Raw genomic sequence first — 22,979 nt, forward strand, 5'->3', positions numbered from 1 at the left:
CCTAAAGATTTTTTTTAATAAGAATAAATCCACATTACACCTAGCAATATTGAAAGGGCTTTCAAAAAAGTAAATACATCTTATACAGCACACCACGCTTTCAGATGAACTTCTACAAAACAAGTTGAATCATATTCTATTAATCTTGTACTTTGGATACAACTCACATACAAATTATCACACTAAAAACTGAATGTAAAGAAAAATTATAATATTTGGTATAATTAGAATTTAATATTGTTTTTTTAAAAATACTATATTATGATTTAGTTTGTAATCCTGTATCCGAAATACATAAACTGTAAGGGAGGAATTTTGTTGAGAATTTTAAATACTATTGAAAGCGCTTTATCTGGTTTTTTATTCCTTTTAGGGATTGTAATTAGCCTATACTCCGTCTTTATGCGATACGTCCTTGGAGCTTCTCAAAGCTGGGCAACAGAGGTTTATACCATGCTTCTTGTATGGGCAATTTTTATAGGATTTTCTACCGCATTAAAAGAAGATAAACATATTGCCATTGAATTTCTATACGACAAATCTGGTCCTACGATGAAAAAGGTTTCCCAAGTTATCGTTTTTATCATTGGGATTGGTTTTAGTTTATTTATTATCTGGACAGGATTTAACATGGTTCTAACTGCGTACAGTCAACAAATTAAAACAATAGATCTTGGTTTTCCTATTTGGATTAACTACTTAATTATGCCGATTGCTGGAATCTTGTTATTTATTCGTTTCTGTGAAAAAGCGTATAAATATTTTGTTAAACATGAAGAAGTTACGCATGGAGGTGATGTTGAGTGGAAGCAGTAATAGTATTAGTTTTATTGTTTGTTCTGGCATTTCTAAGAGTTCCTATTGCTATAAGCTTAGTAGTATCCAGTATTGTCGGTCTCTATTTAGTAGACTTTTCGCTTAATACAGTCATTCAAAAAATGTTTACCGGCGTGAATAGTACGACCCTTATGGCCATACCAGGCTTCGTGTTTGCAGGATTAGTAATGGCTAAGGGTGGAATATCAAAATATTTAATAGAATGTATCAAGTCATGGGTTGGACATACAAAAGGCGGGCTATCTGTTGTAACCGTTCTAACTTGTATGGTTTTTGCCGCTATTTCTGGATCAAGCCCTGCTACTGCAGCCGCTATTGGAGCAATCATGATTCCTATGATGGTGAAAGCAGGATACGATAAAACATATTCAATGGGATTGGTAGCTGCTGCTGGAACACTTGGAATATTAATTCCTCCTTCCATCCCACTCATTCTCTATGGTTCCGTATCTGAACAATCAACTGGAAAACTATTTTCTGCAGGGATTTTACCAGGTATATTATTAGGTTTCGCATTAATGGTTTATGCGGTAATAGTTGCACATCGAAAGGGTTATGGTGGTTTAGAAAAAGTACCTGTTAACGAGCGATGGAAACCTACTTTAAAAGCAGTATGGGGACTAATAATGCCTGTTGTAATATTAGGGGGAATCTATAGCGGTGTCGTTACACCTACAGAAGCATCTTTTCTAGCATCACTTTACGCGATAATCATATCTATTTTTGTATACAGGGAATTGGATTGGGTTAAATTAAAACAAATTCTAAATGAATCGATCAACACAACTTCCATGATATTTTTAATTATCGCTGCCGCACTCATATTAGGAATGTTTTTAACTACCGAACAAATTCCTCAAGGGTTTGCTTCATGGGTAAGCGATAGTGGCTTTAATAAATGGACCTTCTTAATAATTATAAGCATTTTATTTTTTATCCTTGGAATGTTCTTAGAACCAACTGCGATTATATTAATCACGCTCCCTATATTGCTACCAATTATTTCAGCTTTAGATATCAATGTCATCCATTTTGCAATAATCATGGTAGTGAATATGGAACTTGGCATGATCACTCCACCTGTAGGACTGAATCTCTTCGTCGTCAGTGCCATAGCAGAGGAAAAAGTAGAAAAGGTAATAAGAGGAGTCATCCCTTTTTTCGCAATATTTGCGATCGTACTCGTGATCATTATTCTATTCCCAGAAATCTCCTTACTACTTGCAAAGTGATTTTTTATAGGAAGCCAAGAACTTATATGTTCTTGGCTTCCTTTTTGGTTTGAAGAGAGAAGATATTTGATTTTGAGGTATTCGATTAGCATCTTGCGATATAAAGAGTTGATCTTGCGGTATTCGTTGAGCAACTTGCGATATAAAGAATTGATCTTTCGGTATTCGATGGGCATTTTGCGATATAGAGAGTTGATCTTGCGGTAATCGATGAGCATCTTGCGATATACAGAGTTGATCTTGCGGTATTCGATGAGCATCTTGCGATATACAGAGTTGATCTTGCGGTATTCGATAGGCATTTTGCGATATAGAGAGTTGATCTTGCGGTATTCGATAGGCATCTTGCGATATAAAGAGTTGATCTTGCGGTATTCGATGAGCATCTTGCGATATAAAGAGTTGATCTTGCGGTAATCGATAGGCATTTTGCGATATAAAGAGTTGATCTTGCGGTAATCGATAGGCATCTTGCTATATAAAGAATTGATCTTGCGGTTTTCGATAGGCATCTTGCGATAAAAAAAATCTAGCAAAAAACGTCCCTTTTTTGCGATTTATGCAGGGACGCTAGATTTGTCGTTTTCATAGGGTTGTTTGTCGCGTTCGATGTTCAGTCTGTCGCTCTCACATACTAATTTGTCGCGTTCTCAGCATAAAAGTTCTCATTCAACCATTTTTATCCTAATCCTTCACGATTCACCCACAACTTCACTAGTAGCAATAATTTCGATCCCATTCAACGCCTGCGTAGCCAAGCGATCCGCTTCAGAATTAGCCTTTCGAGGCACCAACTCATACTCTGGTTGAATGCCAAGGTCTTTTATTTTCGATTCAATTCGGTCCGCCCAATTGAACAAATCCTTCTCCACAACCGGCCATTCCTCGCTTAGATGATTTATAACTACTTGGGAATCTCCAATAAATAAAACTGGAATATGATGAGCACCCAAAAGCTCCAATTCTTGCAAGCACAGATGAAGTGCCGCATATTCCGCCTCATTATTTGACATAAGCCCAGCGGCTGGAGCATTTCTTCGCAGCCTATATGATTTCCCGCTTTGCTCATAATAAATAACGCAACCTAGCCCTGAACTCCGAGTTTCACGATCGAATCCGCCATCAAAATACACTATAATATTATGCGGCTCCGTTTCAATTCCCTTAAGATACTTCTTCAACTCTTTAATGGTCCAACTACTATCATAACTATCCAGAAACACCAAACTCTTCGTACGCCCAATACGATCCATGTCTTCCGCAAGCATGAGCGCCTGCGCTGCTGGCATCTCATCTGAGCGAAAGACCATTTCCGCACCTTTAGGTGTTTTGTAGACCCATTCCATTCGAATCTTCATTCCAATCCTCCTCATCAGTTGATCCTTATAAAACATCTTACCCTTACATAAGCCTTCCCAACACATATATTCGCCTTGAAGGTTACAAATACATTACACGTGCCAGGCACCTGTTACACAATCGTAATATTTCCTTCTTTTGGCACCCCTGTTTACCTAGTTTATAGTTCCTTTTCATCTACATATTACCAAAATGGGATGTTATGATAATATTTCACTGAAGCTTAAAGGAGTGAATTATATAGTGAAGAATTTAGTAAAAATTATTGCAGCAACAGTCCTACTTCTTTCGTTAACGATTGCACATGTGGGTTCAGCAAGCGCCTCTACACCTGCGAAAATCATGTGGGGGAAAACGGAATTAAAGATTGGCCAAATTGGGAAAGTAACGATTTTGGAAGATACCCCTTTAGTAAAAATTACTTCCGATGGTAAGCTAACAACCGTTAGAACTTTGAAAAAAGGGGACGAGTACCGAGTATATAGCTACAAATCTACCTTTAATGGTTTGTATGGTGTCGGTGCAGGAAGCTTTGTACAAAAAAACTCAAAACTTAAATACGAAACACCTTCTAAGAAAAAACTTGAAATACTAGGCTTTCAAAAGCTTTTCCAAGAAGCGAGAGCAAAACAACTCACTACAATAACAGGTTATCACACAAAACAAGACATACTTACTCTTTTCAATCCATATTTCACAGAAGAATTTACGTCACAGTTCATATCTAACAGCATGTTAACTAAAGATATTAACGGTGTAACACATTATCACTTCCCACAAAACACGGATAATATTAATGATAACTTTTTAGTGGAAGGTAATTTTGCTTGGACAGAAAAAACGTCCATCATGCACTACCAAGCCCCGAGTGTAGATAAGGACAACAACAAAGGTACTGAAAATCTCGTGAAAATTAGCGAATATCGAAATTGGGATGAATTTGTAAAACCCCATACGTATACTATTAAATTACTGAAAATAGACAACAAGACATACAAGATTGTAGAAATTCAAAAACAATATTAATATTTTTAATTAAAGAAAAGTAAACATTCTTTTAAAAGAAGAGCCGTCGAAGATATAATTTCGACGGCTTTTGGCTTGTTAAAAGAGAGAAACAACACTTCTTCAATAACGTAATACTTCTAAAAAAAATTAGCAAAAAAAAACCCTCTGATAGGCTCAATTTACCACTATCACAGGAATTCTCTTTTGTTCATACTATATTATTCTTCCTCCATTACTTCCAATGCCACCTTTTTAACTTCATTTATTAAGGCAGCAATATCACATCCTGGAACAGCCAGGGGTATTTCAACTTTGAATAATCACTAATTCCCTGGGAAATAATTACCATTAATTGGCTATGGAACAAAAAACACGAGGAACGACTTATTGCTGATCAAAGTGACAAAAAGCTATTCGCTAAAGGCGAATAGCTAGATGAATCTGTCAGTAGCGATACATTCTTCCCTTAATCTTGTTATTTAGCCATATCGAGCGCTTGAAGTAACTCAGCTATTTGATTACTTTGCTCATCTAAAAATACTTTAAAGTCCTTTGAGTTTTTATATTCACTTTCCCATCCTGAACTTTCCATCGCTGATTTCCACTCTTTTGTTTCTACCATTTGCTGAATTTTGTCTTCCCAAAAACTAAGTGCTTCTTCACTCATCTCTTTTGGTCCGAAAATTCCTCGCCATATCATAAATTCAGCATCGATTCCCAGCTCCTTCATAGTAGGGACATCGCTGAGTTCCCCACCTATTCGCTCAGGGGAAGCAACAGCAAGTACTTTTACTTTTCCTGCTTTTAAATACTCTGTAACGGAGGAAGCATCTGTTGCAATCGCATCTGAGTTTCCACCAAGTAATGCAGTCATTGCTTCACCAGTGCCATCATACGAGACATATTTTATGGATTTATGATCGATTCCAGACTTATACGCCGGCAATATGGAAACTAAATGATACATGGATCCTGGTCCCGATCCCCCCGCAAATGTTACCGAGGTGGGATCTTTTTTCAAATCTTCCAATAAGGATGGCAGGTCGTTATACTTAGAATCAGATCTAACGACGATAGATCCATAGTCTTTCGTCAATTGTGCAAGAGGTGTAGTATCGTTGTGACCAAATGGGCTATTTCCCTCTTTTTTCAAATGATTAATTAATACAGGCGGCGAGCCTGTGAATAATTTGTAATCATTTTTAACATCTTGTGTGGCATAACTAGCTATAAAAACTGTGCCGCCACCGCCTGGTTTATTTTCGACTGTCATCGGATTTTTCACAAGATTAGATTCCGCCATTACCTTTGAAAAGGTTCGGGCTGTCCGATCCCAGCCTCCACCTGGACCTGATGGTGCAACAACAACGATTGGTTTTTCCGGATAGTTCCCCTTACTATCTTTTTCAGCGCTGCTTACGGTATTGCTTGATCCGCTACAGCCTGCTAGAGTCAGCACCATTGCAACACCTAGTAAAATACTTTTCCATTTTGCAGTTATCTTCATTATTCCTTCACCCCTTAGAATAGTTTGAAAGCGCATACATATTTTATTTAAATGAATTCTCCTCGGCTCCCGTCACGAGGAGAAACTTTATATTATTTGGCTAGCTCTGCCTTTTCCCTTGTAATATATTTTGCCGCTGAGGCACCTGCTAATTTTCCATATACAGCCCCTGACATTAACCCCGACCCTCCTGGATAGTTCTCATAAAATATTCCACCTATCATTTCACCAGCAGCAAAGAGTCCATTTATCGGCTCTTCTTTTACGTCTAGCACTTGACCTACCGGATCCACATGCAATCCGCCAAACGAGAAGGTAATACCACATGTTACCGGAAAAGCGTAGAATGGACCTTGTTCAATTTTCAGTGCCCAGTTCGATTTTGGAGGAGTGATTCCGATGGTCCCCTTTCCATCTTTTTCTGCTGGTTTGTATTCGCCATCCTGTACAGAATTGTTATACTCCTTAATAGTGTCTAAAAATTGTTGTTTATCCACCGGCAATAAATTCGCAAGTTCTTCAAGCGTATCTGCTTGATAGAAAGTCGCTTCTTCCAGGTCATATTCTTTCCTTAACATCGGACGTACCTGCGCATCATATATTTGGAACGCTACATGTCCAGGCTGCTTCAAAACTTCACGCCCATATTTGGCATACGTGTAATTCCGTAAATCTGCTCCTTCATCAACAAAACGCTTTCCTTCTTTGTTTAACATGATACTGTATGGATAAGAGTGTTTTTTAAATATATCTCCGGGTTTTGTAAAATCCCCTACTTTTGGTGCATTATAATCAGTACCAATTGAATGACAGCCGGACCACTCTCCATATTTTTGAGCACCTACTTCCAAAGCCATGGTAATACCGTCCCCTGTATTGAATTCAGTTCCACGGACAATCGCTGCTTCCCATTCCTCACCGATATATTCTCTTCTCCAGCCTTTATTTGCCTCAAAACTTCCGCAAGCTAAAATAACCCCAGATGTATTTACGGTAATTGCTTTTTCATCTTTCTCCACCACAACACCTGTTATTTGTTGATTTTCTTTTATTAATTTCACAGCTCTCGAGCTATACCAAATATCTATGCCGATTTCTTGCGCTCTTTGAAAAAGCTGTTTGATTAATCCAACCCCTTTGTCTTCCGTTTTTAGGGGCAATCCTCCCCAAAAATGGCGTTTACCCTCTTGTATAAAAGATTGATTCTCATAATTTAATTCAAACTTGATACCTTGATCTCGCATCCACTCAATTGTTTCATAGGATTTAGATACGAGTTGTCGGCCAAGTCCTGGATCACTTTTTCCATTAGTAACACGCATTAAATCGTCATAATAATCTTGTTCACTGTATTCTGGCATTACAATATTAGCAGCCTCTTCTTCCGACAGCTCAAGTATTATTTTTCTGATAGCATCTAAATTATTGTAGGCAACTCGAATGGCCCCATCAGTAAAGAAAGAGTTACCTCCCCGTTTTTCTACTGGTCCTTTTTCTAAAACAAGGACATTAGCTCCACCCTCTTTTGCTGCAATTGCTGCACATAAAGCTGCGTTTCCCGCTCCAATTACAACTACATCATAACTTTGTTTATATACCATGCTAACTCCTCCTGTTTAGTAATAGTAAGTCTTTAAATTTATAATAAACATTCAGTTTAGATTATAAAAATACTACTTTTCTATTTTGATCCATAAAAATATCTTATAATTGGAAGTCTAGTGGGTTTTGCATCTCATTTCATGTTAAAATTGATAGAATATTCTTCAAATTAGGGAGGAAGTTTTATTTGGACGAAAAAGATTGGCATATCTTAACTACACTTCATGAAGAAAGAAACATAACGAAGACAGCCCAACGTCTCTATATCTCACAACCAGCATTAACATATCGAATACAACAATTAGAAAAAGAGTTTGATTCCAAGATAATTTCCAGAAGAAAAAAAGGGGTAGAATTTACGGTTATAGGAGAATATCTCGTTCAATATGCGAATCAAATGATCTACCAACTGCGCCATACGAAGGAACATATCTCTAATATGGATGAGACCGTAAAAGGTACACTGCGATTGGGTGTTTCTGGCTTGTTCGCCAGATATGAACTTCCTTCATTATTGAAGGATTTTTTGACAGAGTACCCGCAAGTAGACATAAATTTAAAAACAGGTTGGAGTACAGAAATTCAACAAATGCTTCTAAAAGAAGAAGCACATCTTGGCATTGTTAGAGGTGATTATAACTGGAAGGAACATAAAATATTATTACGTGAGGAAAAGATTTGCGTTGCTTCTAGTAAGAAAATAGATTTCAATGACCTTCCTTCCCTTCCAAGAGTAAATTACAAGACAGACCCATCCTTAAAAAGTACAATTGATAACTGGTGGCAGGAAACCTATACCGTCCCCCCCTTGATGTCCATGGAGGTTGATCGAATCGATACATGCAAGGAATTAGTCCTAAACGGTCTAGGATACGCCATTCTCCCGGAGATCTGTATTCAAAAAGACGATAAATTGTATGTGTCACCCATTAAGATAGATAACAACAGATTTTTGCTCAGAAACACTTGGATATTTTATCGAGATGTTACCTTGGAACTAGCTCAGGTAAAGGCATTTATACATTTTCTAAATGAATTAAAACAGAAAGAGATACAATAAGTGTTTTGGAATTTCACTATTAGCATAGTGATAATGATAAAATTGAGGAGATCTAGTAAGAGCATTTATAATCAAGTAATTGTTCGAGAAAAAAGTGTCCACCGAATGGATTTAGCATTACGGCAGACACTTTTTCTATAGCCTTCGACCTTTTCATGTTTTTTACTTGTTGCAAGCAACATTTTGTTTACCAGTAAATGACTTAACGAGACAAAACTCACTGTAAACGCGACAACTTACACATCGAACGTAGCAAATTACCCACTCGAACACGACAAACACATAATCTAACAATAAAAACAGCAGCCGAATAATAAATCTCGACTGCTTGGTATACTATCTGATTGTTTTTACATCATTCAAACCTCAAAGCCTTACTCGGATTCATCCTAGCTGCTTTCAACGCAGGGTAAATACCAAACAAGCTTCCAATTCCAAAAGAAGTGTACAATGCCAACTTCACCGCCCACATTGGTAAAACGAGCGAGAATATCTCTATATTACTGTTCCACGCTTCAGCAAATGCATACCCAAGACCAATACCGACTGCACCACCAATAAGACAAAGAAGCAATGTTTCAAAGAAAAACTGAGCCATTACCTCAAATGTGCTTGCACCAAGTGCTTTTCGGATGCCGATTTCTCGTGTCCGCTCTCGAACGGACATCACCATCACATTCATGATCCCAGTTCCGCTAATCAACAATGCAGTTACCGTTATCCCGAATAGCATCATCTGTAATATAGACGTGACCTTTCCGAGCGCTCCTAACATTTGATCCTGTTTGACAACACTGAAATCAATTTCGGAATGATTCGCTTTTATAGCTTTAAATATTTCTCCATCAACTTGATCTACCATATCTAAACTAGAGGCTTCCACAATCATCTTCGTCAAATTTTTCATATCTGACATAGCTAATGCAGTCTCAATCGGAAGCACAATATTATTGTCTGTACTAGAACCGAGCGTTGCATTCGGCGCGAGCACACCAATTACCTCATACGATTCCTCTTTGATCGTCACTGTTTTTCCAACTAACGATTTCTCTTCGGCTGATGCAGATTCTCCTAACAATTTATCCAGCACACGCTTCCACAGTGGTTTCGGCTGACCCGTTTCAGAAGAACCTTCCCCATTTTCCACCGGATTTTCTTGTTTACCTAATAGAGCATCATGTATGTTATTCCCAAGGACAATTACTTTTGCTTTAGCAGCTTGTTCTTCTTTTGTAAAGAATCGTCCTTCCAAAAGTTCTGCATGCTGAATACGACTATACTGGTCTGTTGTGCCGACTAACGAGGACTGGACCTTTTTATCATCGTACTTTGCAATCGTTATCGTTTCCAATTGTGGAGTAACTGATTTTACATTTGGCACTCCCTCGACTGCTTTTGCATCATCATACGTAAGCGTACTTGGCACACTCGTCAAGCCGCTCAGTAAATCTTTTTGTCCATTTGCCGTATCTAGCACTCTTCCGGGCAAAACCAAAATCTGCTCGGCACCAAGACTGCCCATTTGTTTCATCAGCGTATCCTTAACACCTATTGCAATAGCTGTTAGCACAATCACTGCAAACATACCAATCACAACACCCATCATTGCTGATAGGACGCGAAACCGATTCGACCATAGTCCGAAGCAAGCCAGTTTAAAAGCTTTCAATAGTTTCATACAAGCACTCCATTCTGCAAGCGCAAAATGCGGTCAGCCCGCTCCGCTACTTCCATGTCATGTGTAATTACAATAATAGTCGCTCCTTTTTTATGTACCCGATCAAACAAACTGAGAATACTTTCTGTAGTTTCCTCATCAAGACTACCCGTCGGCTCGTCGGCCAAAATCACGCTCGGCTCATTCACCAGGGCCCTCGCAATTGCAACACGCTGCTTTTCTCCACCTGACAATCGATCCGGTTTTTGATTTTTCTTATCTAATATCCCCATTTCGTCAAGAAGTTCCAGGACACGTGATCTTTTTCTTCTTAAACGTTTTCGTCCATATGTTAATGGAAGCAACACATTTTGATACACCGACAAATTTGCAATCAATTGAAAATGTTGAAAAACAAAACCTATTTCTTCATTTCGAAGTCGAGCACGACGACCCTTTCTCATTTTATGTACTTTTTTCCCTGCCAACTCATATGCCCCTGAATCGACCACATCCAATGTACCCAATAAATTCAACATGGTGCTTTTCCCAGATCCGGACTTTCCCATGATTGCTACATACTCACCCTGCTCTACAGTCAAGTTCACTCCACGTAAGATCTCTGTCTTTCCACTACCGGTACGAAAATGCTTACGAACATCACGAAGCTCAATCATCCAAATACCTCCATTCCACCATAGGGAATTATCTGCATTTTTATATTCCCTACCGCAAGATTCGACAAATTCCTTCAAAATCCTTTTGAAAATGAAAAATCAAAACTATCCTACTATAACAGCAACAATCGTATATGTATTATGACCTTGTTACAAATTGTCATTATTTACGCTTTCAATTAAATAAGATAATTAATAAGCCTTAATCCTTGTTAATATAGATATTTGTTAAACAACAAGTATTTTTATTATTACCTTTTGAGACTAGTCGTAAGATAAAGAGCAGCGGAATATGAATCCCTTCGGCTCTTTATCGTGACCAATAATTCAAATCAAGATTTTCCACCCGACTGTAAATTGATACCTTCAATAAAATACTTCTGGAAGAAGAAAAATAATATAATAACCGGTAAGAGGACAAGCAACGATCCTGCCATCAAGTAGTTCCATTGGGTATTCATCTCTCCTTTAAACACCTGAAGGCCCAACTGAAGTGTATAAATGTTTTCATTGTTAACATAAAGAAGCGGCCCTAAAAAGTCATTCCAAGCTCCGTTAAATGAAAAGATAGCTACGGTCGCGAGTGCCGGCTTCGTTAATGGGATTCCAATCTTTCTCCAAATTAAGAAGTGACTAGCCCCTTCCATTCTTGCCGCCTCGATCATTTCGTTCGGAATCGTCATATAGAATTGACGAAGCAGGAAAATATTGAACGCACTCCCGAAAAATGCAGGCACAACTAGTGGAAAGTATGTATTAATCCACCCTAATTTTGAGAACAGCACATACTGTGGGATAAGTGTTACGAAACCGGGAATCATCATCGTCGAAAGGACTATGGTGAATAAAACATTCCTACCTCTAAATGGAATCTTTGCAAAGCCATAGGCAACGAATGAGTTGACAAACACTTGCCCAATAACGACCAGTACAGTTATCGTCAACGTATTTACCGTGTACAAATCAAATGGCGCCGCTTCCCATGTCTTAGCGAAGTTCTCCCACTTCCAATCTTTTGGGAAGAATGTCGGCGGAAAGCTCATTACTTCTTGCATAGTTTTTAATGAAGTAGAAATCATCCACCAGAGTGGAGAAAGGAATAAAAGACTACCGACGCACAATAAAAGGAAGTTTACGATTTTCAGTACTTTCTTCCGATTTGCCATACTATTAAAATAGGATTCTCTCATCGTTTCGACTCTCCTTCATAATGAACCCAGCGAGGAGCGAGTTTCAAATTAATCATCGTGAGTATGAAAATGATAATGAACAGGATCCACGACATCGCCATAGCATAGCCCATATCAAAAACTTTAAAAGCTTTATTCCACATGTAGTAATTATAGAAAAGCAGTGAATTAACTGGTCCACCACCTCCATTAGTCATAACGTATGCTTCCTGGAAAATTTGGAAGCCCCCTATAAGACTTGTCACCACATCAAAAAAGATCACCGGCGTGATCATCGGAAGGGTAATATAGCAAAATTGCTGCCATTTACTTGCACCGTCGATTTCTGCTGCTTCATATAGTGACTTTGGAACGCCCTGCAAACTTGCCAAGTATAACAACATCCCTCCACCGACACTCCAAAGCTTCATTAGAATAAGCGAAGGTTTCGTCCATTCCGGATCAAACAGCCAATTTGGCCCGTCAATCCCAAACCAGCCAAGAAACATGTTGATAAAGCCTGTGCCCGGGTCGAGTAATTGCATCCAAAGAAGATAAACACCGACGCCCGATAGGACTGCCGGTAAATAATAAATGGTACGGAAGAATCGTAGACCTGGTACATCCTGATTGAGTAGGACGGACAGGAATATTGCTCCAATTGTCGTGAGTGGAACAGAAAAGGCTACGTAATACAACGTATTGTAGAGCGATGTCCAGAAAAGCTGATCGTTAAATAGTAATTTCTCGTAATTATTAGTCCCGATAAAATCCATCTGTGAAGTAATATTATAGTTCGTGAAACTGGCAACTAAAGAAAATAAAAGCGGCCCTGCCGTAAAGACGAGGAAACCGAAGATCCATGGAAGGATGAATATGTATCCGACAAGACCCTCTTGTCGCTTATAGTTGAACTTTTTCTTTTTCAATGCAACTCTCCCCTTATGAATTAGAAAAGGAGGAGAGCATTTCTGCTCCCCTTTTATCTCTCTTTATTTGTTTTCTTCCACTAATTGTTCGACAGCTGCTTGTGCATCCTTCAATGCTTGTTCAGGAGTCTTATTTCCTAGCATCACATTATCAATCTCTGGATTGATAAGCGTTGGGAAGTCTGGTGCGTCAAGAGGCGTTGGGGTCAATAATGTATGCTCCATGTTATCGACTGCCATTTGATAGACTACTTGGTCTTTCTCCGACATTTCGGAGCTCTTGGCTGCTGCTTCTGCAGCCTCGACATTTGCTACGTTGTCATAGTTTTTGACTGCCCAGTATTCTTGCGCTTCCTTATCAGTCAAGTATTTTATAAATTCCCAAGCTTCTTCTGGGTGGCTTGATCCTTCAGGGATTTCAGCTACGAAGCCTCCTCCCCAGCTTGTATGGCCATTACCCGGTTCACGTTCCGGCAACATCGCTACACCAAAATCAAGTTCAGGTGCATAATCTCTAATTTGTGTATAGAATGTTGGCGTATTGATAAACATCCCCAATTTCCCAGTAAAAAACGGGTTTGATTGTTGGCTGTCAATTTGTGATTTATAGGAATTGACCACATTATCGCCATAACGTTCCTTCCACTTTAATAACCAATTTAATGTCTCTTGATTAACATCTGTATCGACTTCGACATTTCCTTCCACATCGACGAAGTTCTTGCCAGAAGCGTTTAACATCCATACGTCGTAATTGATACCGAATAGTGGATAGAAACCTAAACGGTCATATGTATTGCCGTTCTTCTTATCCAATTTAGCTGCATACTTTTCAAGCTCAGTCCATGTAGTTGGTGGCTTTTCTGGGTCAAGCCCGACTTCTTTGAAAGCAGCTTTGTTGTAATAAAGAATTCGTGTATCTGTATTAAATGGAATTCCGTATGAATCCCCTTCATATAAAGTTGCATCCCAAAGTTCCGGATAGAAACGCTCCGAAATGTCGTCTTTCTCTAAGAACTCAGATAAATTCATCGCCTGCTTTTTTTCTCCGCGGAGTGCAGTCGCATTAATATCATTAATGACTACATCTGGTGGATCTCCAGCTGCAATAGCCGCAAGCTCTTTCGTCCAAATATCTCCCCAAGGGATAAAAGTATGCTTTACAACGATGTCATCCTGAGATTTATTGAAGTCTTCTATTATCTTATCTATGACTGGACGTCTGATTTCCGATCCCCAAAAACTCCAGAAATCGACAACCACCTTTCCTTCTGCCTCTGCCTCAACAGTTTTTGCTTTATCTCCCCCAACCTGGAAGCCAGCACAACCCGAGAGTATCAGCATCACAGCAACAAGTGATAACAATATTCTCTTTTTAATCAACCCATTCTCCTCCTCTTGAATAATAGAAAAATAGAAATACAAACCCCTTTTCCCTCTTTTATTTGAATATAAACTTTATTTCGCTAAAATCTTTGAAATCAAAGAAAAACCCGAACCGAAATGTCGGAACGGGTCATTTTTCATTAAATTTCTATTAATATAATCTATTTTATCGTCTCAATAAAATGTTTTAAGATCCGGGCAGTCAAGCCCCAAATTGTATAATTATCGTAATCATAAAACCATTCTTCAATCTTTCTTGCTCGCCATTGGTACTGATTACCATTCGCTATTCTATGATAAGGGAAATCAGCTGGTGGCATAGGTTGGACGGGTACATAATGAACATATGGCTCATGATTTAAAAGCCATTTGACTGGAATTGTGAATGTTTCTTCCACCTCTTGTTTGTTAATGGAATATGTTTGCTCATCAATGGTTGCTACAAATGGATAGACAATAAAAGAAGAAGATGGAATAAAAACACTCATTGGTCCCAGTACGGAAATGGATGTTGGATCCACCCCTAGCTCTTCATGCGTTTCTCGGATGGCTGCATCTACAGGGGATGCATCTGTTGGATCTATTCGACCACCTGGAAAACTAATATCCCCCGGCTGACTTCTCATCGTCATGGAGCGTACTTCAAAAAGGACATGCCATTCGTCTTCTACTTGCACAAGCGGAATCAAAACAGCATATCGCCTCGCTGTATCCTCACCTATAAACAAAGGTTGACGTTGTTTTAAATCATTCTTAATTTTATCTAAAAACATGAAATCTCCCCCGTTCAATTCAATTACATACCTCTATCGTATCATGAAATATTTTCTTACTAAAATGCTATACCACTCTAATTTTTATTAAATCTACCAAGTATCATTCTTTCTTCAATAGTTACTTCTCTGAAACAAAATAATTTTCACAGAGACCTTAAACAAGTTTGCATTCCCTAGCAGTTGGATTGAATAAAGCAAATGATTGGCGAAGGGGATTATTTGTTATGCATAGTGAAGAAAAAATATACGAAACTTTGTCTTTGGGAATTTATCATCGCTTTAAAGAAGATGATATTCAGGAAAAGCGTAGGGAGAAAAAAGCAGGAATCCCACTTAAATTAGAGAACTCGATTTTATTCGAAACATTTGTAGCGAATATAATGGAAAACGTTTTAGGTGGAAAAACGAAAGTTACTCCTTCGTCAGACGATTTAGGAGTGGACATTGTACATATCCTACCAAATCGAGATATATATTTAGTACAGGTGAAATGTTACAAACCAGAGAACGTAATAAAGTTGGATCCTCTAGCTGTATTACACTCTAATATGGTTACTCGCAAGGCAGATGGGGCATATTTTGTAACAACAAGTGACTATTCACCTCAAGCTAAAAAGTTTGCCGAAGAACGAGGGATTAAATTTATTTATGGCTATAAACTACTTCTTATAAATTACCTATAAAGAACTTTTTTCTCTACAATTAACACGCACCGATCCTCCGGACCTGATAGAAAAACTCATATAACAACCGCAAGCAAAATTTTCCTTTAGTAGCAGTTCAAATGTCATGAGCAAAAGACCGCTTTTCCAAAAAATTATCCATTTATGCATATCTTGAAGATTTCATAGGATAAATATAGTATATTTTAAAAGTAAACCACGCATTTATAAGTAATTAGTACTCCGTACAACTGCTTAGTAAATGTGAAAAAAAGTGAAATTCAATTTTCTATCAGTTTTAGAATGTTTACAATTTCACCTAATACATTATTAGAGAATAGAGCAAAGTAATCAGATATGGAGGGTCTCGCAAATAGAAAAATTATTAAAATCACATCCAAAACAGATTAATAACTTACTTTAAGTACTGCTTTTTGTTTTCCTTAATGGCTTTAATGTAAAAAGGAAGTTCCATAAATTCAAATACAAACAAAGCTTGTTTGTAGACTTCTTTGATTTCTATAATGGGAGAATTCATTTTTTCTAAACATTGCCCTTTATAGTATAGAAATTGTCCAAGCAAAAAGACATAAGATGTCTCTTTCAATTTTTGTATCCCTTGATTTGCAGTTTCTAGGGCGGCATCGTAGTCCTGTAATTCATAAAGAATATTACATTTATTAAATAATACTGTAATAAGTGTTTCATAAATTTTATGATCGGTATAATTTTTATGAAAATGCTCTTTTAAGATTTTATTATAGTAGTATATACTTTTTTGATATTCACCATTCCCACCATATACATTGGCAATCGCATTACTAATTTTTATATGTAAAAAACGGAACTGAATAGTCGTTTGGTTGGAAAAGTTTAAAATATTCTTTAAATTACTTATACATTCTTCGGGTGTAATCATTTTTAGTTTGTAATGAGCAGTATGTAGAATGTGCTCTAAGTAAAGGTTTAACCATATATTATCGGTATCTATTTTACTCTTTTTAATGATCGAGATAACTTTTTTATAGTTATGTCCTTTTAAGTTAAATTCAATTTCTTTGATTAATTGCTCACTTTCTAAGACATTCTTATGAAATAACATTTCGATAAAATATTCGACTGGCACTTGTAACTTTAATGCTATCTTTAATAACGTATCTATTGCTGGATAAACTTCACCTGCTTCAATTCGACTAATTGTCGACTGAGTACAAATATCTTTTGCGAGCTCCTTTTGGGACATTTCCATTTCAGCTCTAAGTTTACTTATCTCTAATCCTAAGTATTTCATTTCCAAACGAATCACTCCAAATCAAATAAAAAAGGACGGTAACAACATGAAAAAATTATCCATTATCTTTATAATCGTTTTAGCAGTAGTACTTTATCCAAATGCAGGAACAGAAAATGCTGCGAAAGTTAAAGAACCTATTACTACTTTAGATTTACCTCTTATCTTTTAAGTAGTAGAAATCCAATAAAGTTATTAGTTTAATTTTATTGGATTTTTCTAAAATTATGAAAGGAGAAAAAACCATGCAGACAAAAGCAAATCTTGATACATATAATCCTTCGTTATTTAAGCATAGCTTAGATTTTAAAAAATTTCAAAAAGATAGTTTTTCATCAATTGAAAACAGTGATTCTAACTATCAGGTATTTGCGCCATCTTTGAATATAGAAACAAATAAATCGCTCTCCCTGTTTCATGATCTAGCATTTGCAATTGAGCGAAACGAGTTAGAATTGTATTATCAGCCAAAAATTTTCGGAAAAACGAACCAAATAATAGGTGCAGAAGCTCTGTTAAGATGGAATCACCCAAAATGGGGAATTATTTCACCCAATGAATTTATTCCGATAGCAGAAACCACTGGATTAATAAATGAGATTGGGAAATGGGTTAAATATACTGCATGTAAGCAAAACAAAGCATGGCAAGATGCTAAGCTACCGGCAATTCCAATTTCCGTTAATCTATCAGCTACACGTTTTTTAGAGAAGGATTTAATCACAAACATAGTGGAGACATTAAAAGAAACGAAATTAGAAGCGCAATACTTAGAAATTGAAATAACAGAAACATCACTTTTAGAAGATGAAGAAGTCGTATTCTCTGTATTAGATGAGCTAAGAGATTTAGGAATCAAAATCGCCCTCGATGATTTTGGTACAGGTTACTCATCACTTTCTTATTTAAACCGATTTAAAGGAAAAATAGATACACTTAAAATAGATCGTTCGTTTATTCAAGACTTAAGTAGTTCACACCAAGAAGATTCCAATTTTATTGTAAATATGATTATCCAATTGTCTCACCAATTGAAGATGAGCGTGATTGCGGAAGGCGTAGAAAAAAAGGAACAACTGCAAGTGCTACAAAAGTATAATTGCAACACGATACAAGGCTACTTGTTCTCTAAGCCTGTTCCTGCAAATGAATTTGCCAAACTTTTAGAAAAAGGTAGATTAGAGGCTGTAGAAAATGATATTTAAGAATGATTATTCTTTAAAGGTTGTGCTATGTATAACTTCCCTGTGATAAATTCAAATGTTCATTTATTTGTAAATATCACAGGGGTGTTAAACGAGGCATATTTTACAACAACGGGACGCCCTCCAAACTCTCCTTATTCTCTAACACCTCAATCTCTTCCAACCATGTCTCACTTTTCCTTGTTATAAATGAAAAAGAATGCTTCTGATTTCAATTCACGGGATGCCATACTGCTATTCTCTTTCATGAACACATATATATTCTTCAGGTCTAAGATCCTTTGATATATTTATCTCTTCTTTTCCTTTTCTCACAAAACATTAGGAAAACCCTCTAATATATGAAAGAAAGCTAATTTTCTTCAAAATGAATAGCAGCCGAAGTTGCAAGCAATTTCGGCTGCTATTTACTTAAGTATTATATGAGAAGCATCGAGCCGTTCCATAAAAGTGCGGCTTTTATTATATAAATTTGGTTACCTGTTGCTAGAAACTCATTGAAAATTATCCCTTGAATCTACTACTAGGCCCAGTACTCTCTTTTTTTCTGACACAGGCACACAATCTACAATTTCGGTAACAATACTTCTATGCTAGTTCCTGCATTAACTTGGCTTGTAATTTGGATAGATCCTTTGTGTGATTCTATAATACTAAGGCTTACAGTCATACCTAAACCAATTCCTTTTTCTTTTAAGCTATAGAAAGGATCACCAATGTGTTGTAAATGACTTTCTCCGATTCCGCAGCCATTATCCTCAATCTTAACGGCAAAATAGTTTTCATTTTTCTCATATATAGAGATGTTGATTTCTCCATTTGTAGTAATTGCTTCTAAAGCGTTTTTCAGTATGTTAATAAATACTTGTTTTAATTTACTTTCATTGCAGTATGTATTGAATTGATCGAGTTCCATCAAGTTTATTTTCGTTTTTTGTTGGGATGCTTCTATTGAAAACAATTGAACGACTTCTTTCACAATGGTATTGATGTTTTTATTTTCAAACATATAATCTGTTGGTTTTGCGATCATTAATAGTTCATTCACAATACTATTGATTCGATCAATTTCAGTTACTAACAGGTTTATATGCTGATCAAGTTTAATTGTTTTCTCTTGTCCCATTTGCAAATATCCTTTAATAATTGCAAGTGGATTTCGTATTTCGTGGGCTATACCTGCAGAAAGTTCACCTAAAGCAGACATTTTTTCGGATTGCCTTAACTTGCGCTCTGTTTCTTTTAAAGCGGTTATTTCTCTCCCAATAACGACTAATCCTTTTCTGGAACCATCATTATTAAAAATAGGCACTTTGAATGCATCAAAAATTTTATTGGAACCATCTCTCGTTGGGATTATTTCTTCGCATCGACTTACCTTTCCAACCTTCCACGCCTCTTCGTCCGTTTCTATACAATAAATCAAAGCATCGCGATAAAAGTCTGTATATTCTGCCATTTCTTTATCTGTTTTCCCTTTATAATCGATGCCTTGAAGCTCGAATAACTGAGCACCAAATTTATTTATTTGAAGCCACTTTCCTTCACCATCTTTAAATGAAACAAAGTCGGGCATCGTATCAATTAAAAAAGAAAGTTTCTCTTTTTCTTCTTCAATTTGTTTGGAATCTCTTAACTTATTTATTAAAACAAATAAAAGAATAGCTGTAAGGAGAATGAACACAAAACCTTTAAATCGATCCAGAAAGAGAATCTTTTCATCAGAAAGGTTAGAAATGCTTAAGAAATAATCAGTACCAACGATCCAAATAGGTCCTAATATTACATATAAAAAAGGTATTATTCGGAAAAAATCAGTTTTTATTTTCATTGTTCTGTCCCCTTAATACAATTCGAAATCTGATAATGTTTAGTTATATTGTCACATATTCGACAAGATTCAGCAACAGAATATAGGTGGGTATTTTATCGCTAGAAGCGATAGAAGTATTCAGCAAAAAGTCAATTTACAGTTTCCGAATTGCATAGGACAATGCACAAATACATATCTCCTAGTAATTGGCTAAACGAGTCAACTCGGATTATGAACACGACAAAACGTCCTGCCTACGCGACAAAACCCCGAATAGTGGATATTCCTCACTATTCGAGGCCTTTTTAGAGTTATGAAATTCTTTTATTTGTTTTTATTCTTTTTATCACCAGTATCATTCGTCACTGTCGTAACAAGTTCCATATCCCAATAGACATCAGAACTGGTTGGACGATCTTGGTGTATTTCTGCCGCTAATACGTTTGTTCCTTCTATTAAATGGGCAAGATCTTCCTCTGTCAAATCAAAGCTTTCATAAGCGCTTTCATCTGCAACACTTGCCCCTGAAAGAAACGATAAGTATTTATCACATGAAATGTCTCCTTCAGGAAGGTTGTGTCTGACAATTTCTTGACCGGGCTGCTTCATTCTCAATGACTATATTAAAATGATCTTGGTAAACCTAATACATGCTGTGCAACAAAACTTACAACTAAGTTGTTTGAAATAGGCGCTATCATAAATAATCGTGCCTCTCTAAACTTTCTTTCAATATGGTATTCCGATGCAAATCCATATCCGCCATACGTATCCATAGCGGCATTTGCGGCTTTCCATGCTGCTTCCGAAGCTAAATATTTTGACATGTTTGCTTCTGCTCCCCCTTTTTGGTCGGCATCAAATAGGGCTGCGGCTTTATCTCTCATAAGCTTCGCTGCTTCAATATCCATATAGGCTTTCGCAATTGGGAACTGAACTCCTTGATTTTGACCGATTGGGCGATTAAAGACAACCCGCTCATTTGCATATTGAACTGCTTTATCTACAAAGTAAAAACCATCTCCAATGCTTTCGGATGCTACTAAAATACGCTCGGCATTCATCCCACTTAATACATAGCGGAACCCTTTACCTTCTTCCCCAATCAGGTTTTCTATCGGAATTTCTACATTCTCGAAAAAAACTTCCGTTGTTGCGTGGTTGACCATCGTATCGATTGTACGAATCGTAATATTATCTTTTTGATCATTCATATCTAAAATAAATAAACTCAATCCATCCGTCTTTTTAGCAACCTGTTCTTTTGGAGTTGTTCTGGCTAATAGAAGCATTAGATCTGAATATTTGGTACGCGAAATCCATATTTTCTGTCCGTTTACGATGTACTTATCGCCTTGACGAACAGCGGATGTAATAATATTGGTAGTATCACTGCCGGCGGTTGGCTCTGTTACACCAAATGCTTGCAGTCGTAATTCACCAGATGCAATTTTTGGTAAATAACGTTGCTTCTGTTCTTCATTTCCATGATTGAGCAGTGCGCCCATCGTGTACATTTGAGCATGTCCTGCTGCAGCATTCCCTCCGGACCGATTAATTTCTTCTAAAATGACACTAGCCTCCGCCATACCAAGTCCGGCACCTCCATATTCTTCTGGTATCAATATGGAAAGCCATCCTTCATCTGTTAGCGCTTTTATAAACTCTTTTGGGTATTCACCTTTTTCATCGACTTTTCTCCAGTAATCTTCTGGATATTTCTCACATAATGCGCGTATACTTTTTCTAATTAGCTCGATTTCCTCGATTGAACTTTTTGCGGTTACCAAATGAACCATTCCTCCTAACAATTTATGAGCTTTAAAATCATTTTAAAAAGATTACAAATAACTTAATTCCTCAAGAAGAAACTGGGATTGGATACTTCCTATCATACGGTCCAGCTTTTAATAAATAGCTAGGAGTTTGATGTCCCACTATTTCTTCTAACAATCGTGAAGCATTCAATAATTCTTCTATGTCTATATTCGTTTGTATGTCCATGCTATGAAGCATATGAACAACGTCTTCTGTACAAACATTTCCGGTAGCTCCTGGTGCAAACGGACATCCACCAAGTCCTCCTAATGCTGTATCAAAATGAGTAACTCCTGTATTAATACCTGCTAAAATATTGGAAAGACCCATATCTCTCGTATTATGAAAATGAAGTCGGAGTTTTTGTTTTGGAAACTCAAAACGTATTAATGAGATCAATTGAAAAACCATTTTTGGATTAGCCATTCCGGTCGTATCAGCTAATGTCAGCATGTTTATATTCAATTCGGTAACATGTTGTATTATTGATCGAATACGATCTTTAGATATTTCCCCTTCAAATGGGCATCCAAAAGTGGTGGCCAATGACACATCCAATAAAATCTTGTTTTCAATACAAAATTCATTTATTTTCCTCAACTCTTCTAAGGATTGCAAAGTAGTTTTTTGCACATTTTGTAAATTATGAGTTTCACTCGCCGAAAAGACATAGTTGATATTGTTGACGCCCAGTTGGGACGCTCTTTCTGCTCCCTTTAAATTAGGAACTAAAGCAATCAAGTTTGCAGTACCAGCTTCTTGTTGTATTTTCGAATACAACTCTCCACTGTTTGCCATTTGTGGAACTCTTATAGGATGAACAAACGATCCAAATTCAAATGTATTTACACCAGCATTTCTTAATCCTTTAAATAGTAGTTCTTTGTCCTCCACATTGACTAATTTCTTTTCCAGTTGAAGTCCATCGCGTAGTACTACTTCATTGATATATACTTTCTCCGGAAAATTCATACCAAATTCTTTCCTCCAA

21 protein-coding genes are annotated in these 22,979 nt (G+C 37.0%); 7 read left to right on the forward strand and 14 right to left on the reverse strand.

Annotation, left to right across the window (positions count from 1 at the left end; translation table 11 throughout):
* Positions 1–318: 318 nt before the first annotated feature.
* Both WAX74_RS03610 and WAX74_RS03615 read left to right on the forward strand, forming a co-directional pair.
* Positions 319–816, forward strand: coding sequence for a TRAP transporter small permease (locus WAX74_RS03610; RefSeq protein WP_336496298.1), 498 nt, complete (start codon positions 319–321; stop codon positions 814–816).
* Positions 804–2,069 carry a TRAP transporter large permease gene (locus WAX74_RS03615; protein WP_336496299.1) on the forward strand — a complete coding sequence of 422 codons (1,266 nt, stop codon included), beginning with the start codon at positions 804–806 and terminating at the stop codon, positions 2,067–2,069. Before WAX74_RS03610 ends, WAX74_RS03615 begins: the two co-directional genes overlap by 13 nt.
* Before the next feature lie 692 nt (positions 2,070–2,761).
* Here WAX74_RS03615 and WAX74_RS03620 read toward each other — a convergent pair.
* Positions 2,762–3,427, reverse strand: a complete 666-nt coding sequence (locus tag WAX74_RS03620) for a ribonuclease H family protein (protein ID WP_336496729.1) — start codon at positions 3,425–3,427, stop codon at positions 2,762–2,764.
* 244 nt (positions 3,428–3,671) lie between these two features.
* Here WAX74_RS03620 and WAX74_RS03625 point away from each other — a divergent pair, with 244 nt between their 5' ends.
* The gene (locus WAX74_RS03625) at positions 3,672–4,454 is read left to right on the forward strand and encodes a hypothetical protein (protein ID WP_336496300.1); all 783 of its coding nucleotides are present in this window, start codon (positions 3,672–3,674) and stop codon (positions 4,452–4,454) included.
* Positions 4,455–4,911: 457 nt separating this feature from the next.
* Here WAX74_RS03625 and WAX74_RS03630 read toward each other — a convergent pair whose 3' ends face one another.
* Both WAX74_RS03630 and tcuA read right to left on the reverse strand, forming a co-directional pair.
* The gene (locus WAX74_RS03630) at positions 4,912–5,943 is read right to left on the reverse strand and encodes a tripartite tricarboxylate transporter substrate binding protein (RefSeq protein WP_336496301.1); all 1,032 of its coding nucleotides are present in this window, start codon (positions 5,941–5,943) and stop codon (positions 4,912–4,914) included.
* A 92-nt stretch (positions 5,944–6,035) separates the two neighbouring features.
* Positions 6,036–7,544 carry an FAD-dependent tricarballylate dehydrogenase TcuA gene (gene tcuA / locus WAX74_RS03635; protein WP_336496302.1) on the reverse strand — a complete coding sequence of 503 codons (1,509 nt, stop codon included), beginning with the start codon at positions 7,542–7,544 and terminating at the stop codon, positions 6,036–6,038.
* 188 nt (positions 7,545–7,732) lie between these two features.
* Here tcuA and WAX74_RS03640 point away from each other — a divergent pair, with 188 nt between their 5' ends.
* Positions 7,733–8,605 (forward strand): LysR family transcriptional regulator, encoded by an 873-nt coding sequence (locus tag WAX74_RS03640; protein WP_336496303.1) that lies wholly within the window; start codon positions 7,733–7,735, stop codon positions 8,603–8,605.
* 355 nt (positions 8,606–8,960) lie between these two features.
* Here WAX74_RS03640 and WAX74_RS03645 read toward each other — a convergent pair whose 3' ends face one another.
* The 6 genes from WAX74_RS03645 to WAX74_RS03670 form a co-directional block, all read right to left on the reverse strand.
* Positions 8,961–10,283 carry an ABC transporter permease gene (locus WAX74_RS03645; protein WP_336496304.1) on the reverse strand — a complete coding sequence of 441 codons (1,323 nt, stop codon included), beginning with the start codon at positions 10,281–10,283 and terminating at the stop codon, positions 8,961–8,963.
* Positions 10,280–10,939, reverse strand: coding sequence for an ABC transporter ATP-binding protein (locus WAX74_RS03650; protein WP_336496305.1), 660 nt, complete (start codon positions 10,937–10,939; stop codon positions 10,280–10,282). The genes WAX74_RS03645 and WAX74_RS03650 overlap by 4 nt, the downstream gene beginning before the upstream one ends.
* A 332-nt stretch (positions 10,940–11,271) precedes the next feature.
* Positions 11,272–12,129, reverse strand: a complete 858-nt coding sequence (locus WAX74_RS03655; protein ID WP_336496306.1) for a carbohydrate ABC transporter permease — start codon at positions 12,127–12,129, stop codon at positions 11,272–11,274.
* Positions 12,126–13,037, reverse strand: a complete 912-nt coding sequence (locus tag WAX74_RS03660; protein WP_336496307.1) for a carbohydrate ABC transporter permease — start codon at positions 13,035–13,037, stop codon at positions 12,126–12,128. Before WAX74_RS03660 ends, WAX74_RS03655 begins: the two co-directional genes overlap by 4 nt.
* 63 nt (positions 13,038–13,100) lie before the next feature.
* A complete protein-coding gene (locus tag WAX74_RS03665) occupies positions 13,101–14,420 on the reverse strand; it encodes an ABC transporter substrate-binding protein (protein ID WP_336496308.1) in 1,320 nt (439 codons plus the stop codon).
* Between the two features lie 164 nt (positions 14,421–14,584).
* Positions 14,585–15,196: an NUDIX hydrolase gene (locus WAX74_RS03670; protein ID WP_336496309.1), complete on the reverse strand. Its 612-nt coding sequence runs from the start codon at positions 15,194–15,196 to the stop codon at positions 14,585–14,587.
* 227 nt (positions 15,197–15,423) lie between these two features.
* On the opposite strand from WAX74_RS03670, the gene WAX74_RS03675 reads away from it, so the two are divergent.
* Positions 15,424–15,882 carry a restriction endonuclease gene (locus tag WAX74_RS03675; protein WP_336496310.1) on the forward strand — a complete coding sequence of 153 codons (459 nt, stop codon included), beginning with the start codon at positions 15,424–15,426 and terminating at the stop codon, positions 15,880–15,882.
* A gap of 394 nt (positions 15,883–16,276) precedes the next feature.
* Here the strand turns inward: WAX74_RS03675 and WAX74_RS03680 are convergent, their stop codons facing one another.
* On the reverse strand, positions 16,277–17,152 hold the full coding sequence (locus tag WAX74_RS03680; RefSeq protein ID WP_336496730.1) for a helix-turn-helix domain-containing protein: 876 nt from the start codon (positions 17,150–17,152) through the stop codon (positions 16,277–16,279).
* A gap of 46 nt (positions 17,153–17,198) precedes the next feature.
* On the opposite strand from WAX74_RS03680, the gene WAX74_RS03685 reads away from it, so the two are divergent.
* Positions 17,199–17,324, forward strand: a complete 126-nt coding sequence (locus WAX74_RS03685) for a hypothetical protein (protein ID WP_336496311.1) — start codon at positions 17,199–17,201, stop codon at positions 17,322–17,324.
* Between the two features lie 73 nt (positions 17,325–17,397).
* Positions 17,398–18,357, forward strand: coding sequence for a putative bifunctional diguanylate cyclase/phosphodiesterase (locus WAX74_RS03690; protein ID WP_336496312.1), 960 nt, complete (start codon positions 17,398–17,400; stop codon positions 18,355–18,357).
* A 565-nt stretch (positions 18,358–18,922) separates the two neighbouring features.
* Here WAX74_RS03690 and WAX74_RS03695 read toward each other — a convergent pair.
* From WAX74_RS03695 to WAX74_RS03710, 4 genes are all read right to left on the reverse strand, one after another.
* Positions 18,923–20,188: an ATP-binding protein gene (locus tag WAX74_RS03695; protein WP_336496313.1), complete on the reverse strand. Its 1,266-nt coding sequence runs from the start codon at positions 20,186–20,188 to the stop codon at positions 18,923–18,925.
* A 306-nt stretch (positions 20,189–20,494) separates the two neighbouring features.
* Entirely contained in the window at positions 20,495–20,779 is a 285-nt protein-coding gene (locus WAX74_RS03700; RefSeq protein ID WP_336496314.1) for a hypothetical protein, read from the reverse strand.
* Positions 20,780–20,793: 14 nt separating this feature from the next.
* Positions 20,794–21,960, reverse strand: a complete 1,167-nt coding sequence (locus tag WAX74_RS03705) for an acyl-CoA dehydrogenase family protein (protein ID WP_336496315.1) — start codon at positions 21,958–21,960, stop codon at positions 20,794–20,796.
* Positions 21,961–22,030: 70 nt separating this feature from the next.
* Positions 22,031–22,960, reverse strand: a complete 930-nt coding sequence (locus tag WAX74_RS03710) for a hydroxymethylglutaryl-CoA lyase (protein ID WP_336496316.1) — start codon at positions 22,958–22,960, stop codon at positions 22,031–22,033.
* Between the last annotated feature and the right edge of the window lie 19 nt (positions 22,961–22,979).

This window comes from Psychrobacillus mangrovi, from assembly GCF_037104765.1.
Taxonomy (GTDB): Bacteria; Bacillota; Bacilli; order Bacillales_A; family Planococcaceae; genus Psychrobacillus; species Psychrobacillus mangrovi.

What these genes read in the sequence shown, in the direction of transcription:
- WAX74_RS03620 (WP_336496729.1), bottom strand. Translation starts at nt 3,427, where the DNA reads ATGAAGATTCGAATGGAATGGGTCTACAAAACACCTAAAGGTGCGGAA.
- WAX74_RS03630 (WP_336496301.1), bottom strand. Translation starts at nt 5,943, where the DNA reads ATGAAGATAACTGCAAAATGGAAAAGTATTTTACTAGGTGTTGCAATG.
- tcuA (WP_336496302.1), bottom strand. Translation starts at nt 7,544, where the DNA reads ATGGTATATAAACAAAGTTATGATGTAGTTGTAATTGGAGCGGGAAAC.
- WAX74_RS03645 (WP_336496304.1), bottom strand. Translation starts at nt 10,283, where the DNA reads ATGAAACTATTGAAAGCTTTTAAACTGGCTTGCTTCGGACTATGGTCG.
- WAX74_RS03650 (WP_336496305.1), bottom strand. Translation starts at nt 10,939, where the DNA reads ATGATTGAGCTTCGTGATGTTCGTAAGCATTTTCGTACCGGTAGTGGA.
- WAX74_RS03655 (WP_336496306.1), bottom strand. Translation starts at nt 12,129, where the DNA reads ATGAGAGAATCCTATTTTAATAGTATGGCAAATCGGAAGAAAGTACTG.
- WAX74_RS03670 (WP_336496309.1), bottom strand. Translation starts at nt 15,196, where the DNA reads ATGTTTTTAGATAAAATTAAGAATGATTTAAAACAACGTCAACCTTTG.
- WAX74_RS03675 (WP_336496310.1), top strand. Translation starts at nt 15,424, where the DNA reads ATGCATAGTGAAGAAAAAATATACGAAACTTTGTCTTTGGGAATTTAT.
- WAX74_RS03680 (WP_336496730.1), bottom strand. Translation starts at nt 17,152, where the DNA reads ATGAAATACTTAGGATTAGAGATAAGTAAACTTAGAGCTGAAATGGAA.
- WAX74_RS03685 (WP_336496311.1), top strand. Translation starts at nt 17,199, where the DNA reads ATGAAAAAATTATCCATTATCTTTATAATCGTTTTAGCAGTAGTACTT.
- WAX74_RS03690 (WP_336496312.1), top strand. Translation starts at nt 17,398, where the DNA reads ATGCAGACAAAAGCAAATCTTGATACATATAATCCTTCGTTATTTAAG.
- WAX74_RS03695 (WP_336496313.1), bottom strand. Translation starts at nt 20,188, where the DNA reads ATGAAAATAAAAACTGATTTTTTCCGAATAATACCTTTTTTATATGTA.
- WAX74_RS03700 (WP_336496314.1), bottom strand. Translation starts at nt 20,779, where the DNA reads ATGAAGCAGCCCGGTCAAGAAATTGTCAGACACAACCTTCCTGAAGGA.
- WAX74_RS03710 (WP_336496316.1), bottom strand. Translation starts at nt 22,960, where the DNA reads ATGAATTTTCCGGAGAAAGTATATATCAATGAAGTAGTACTACGCGAT.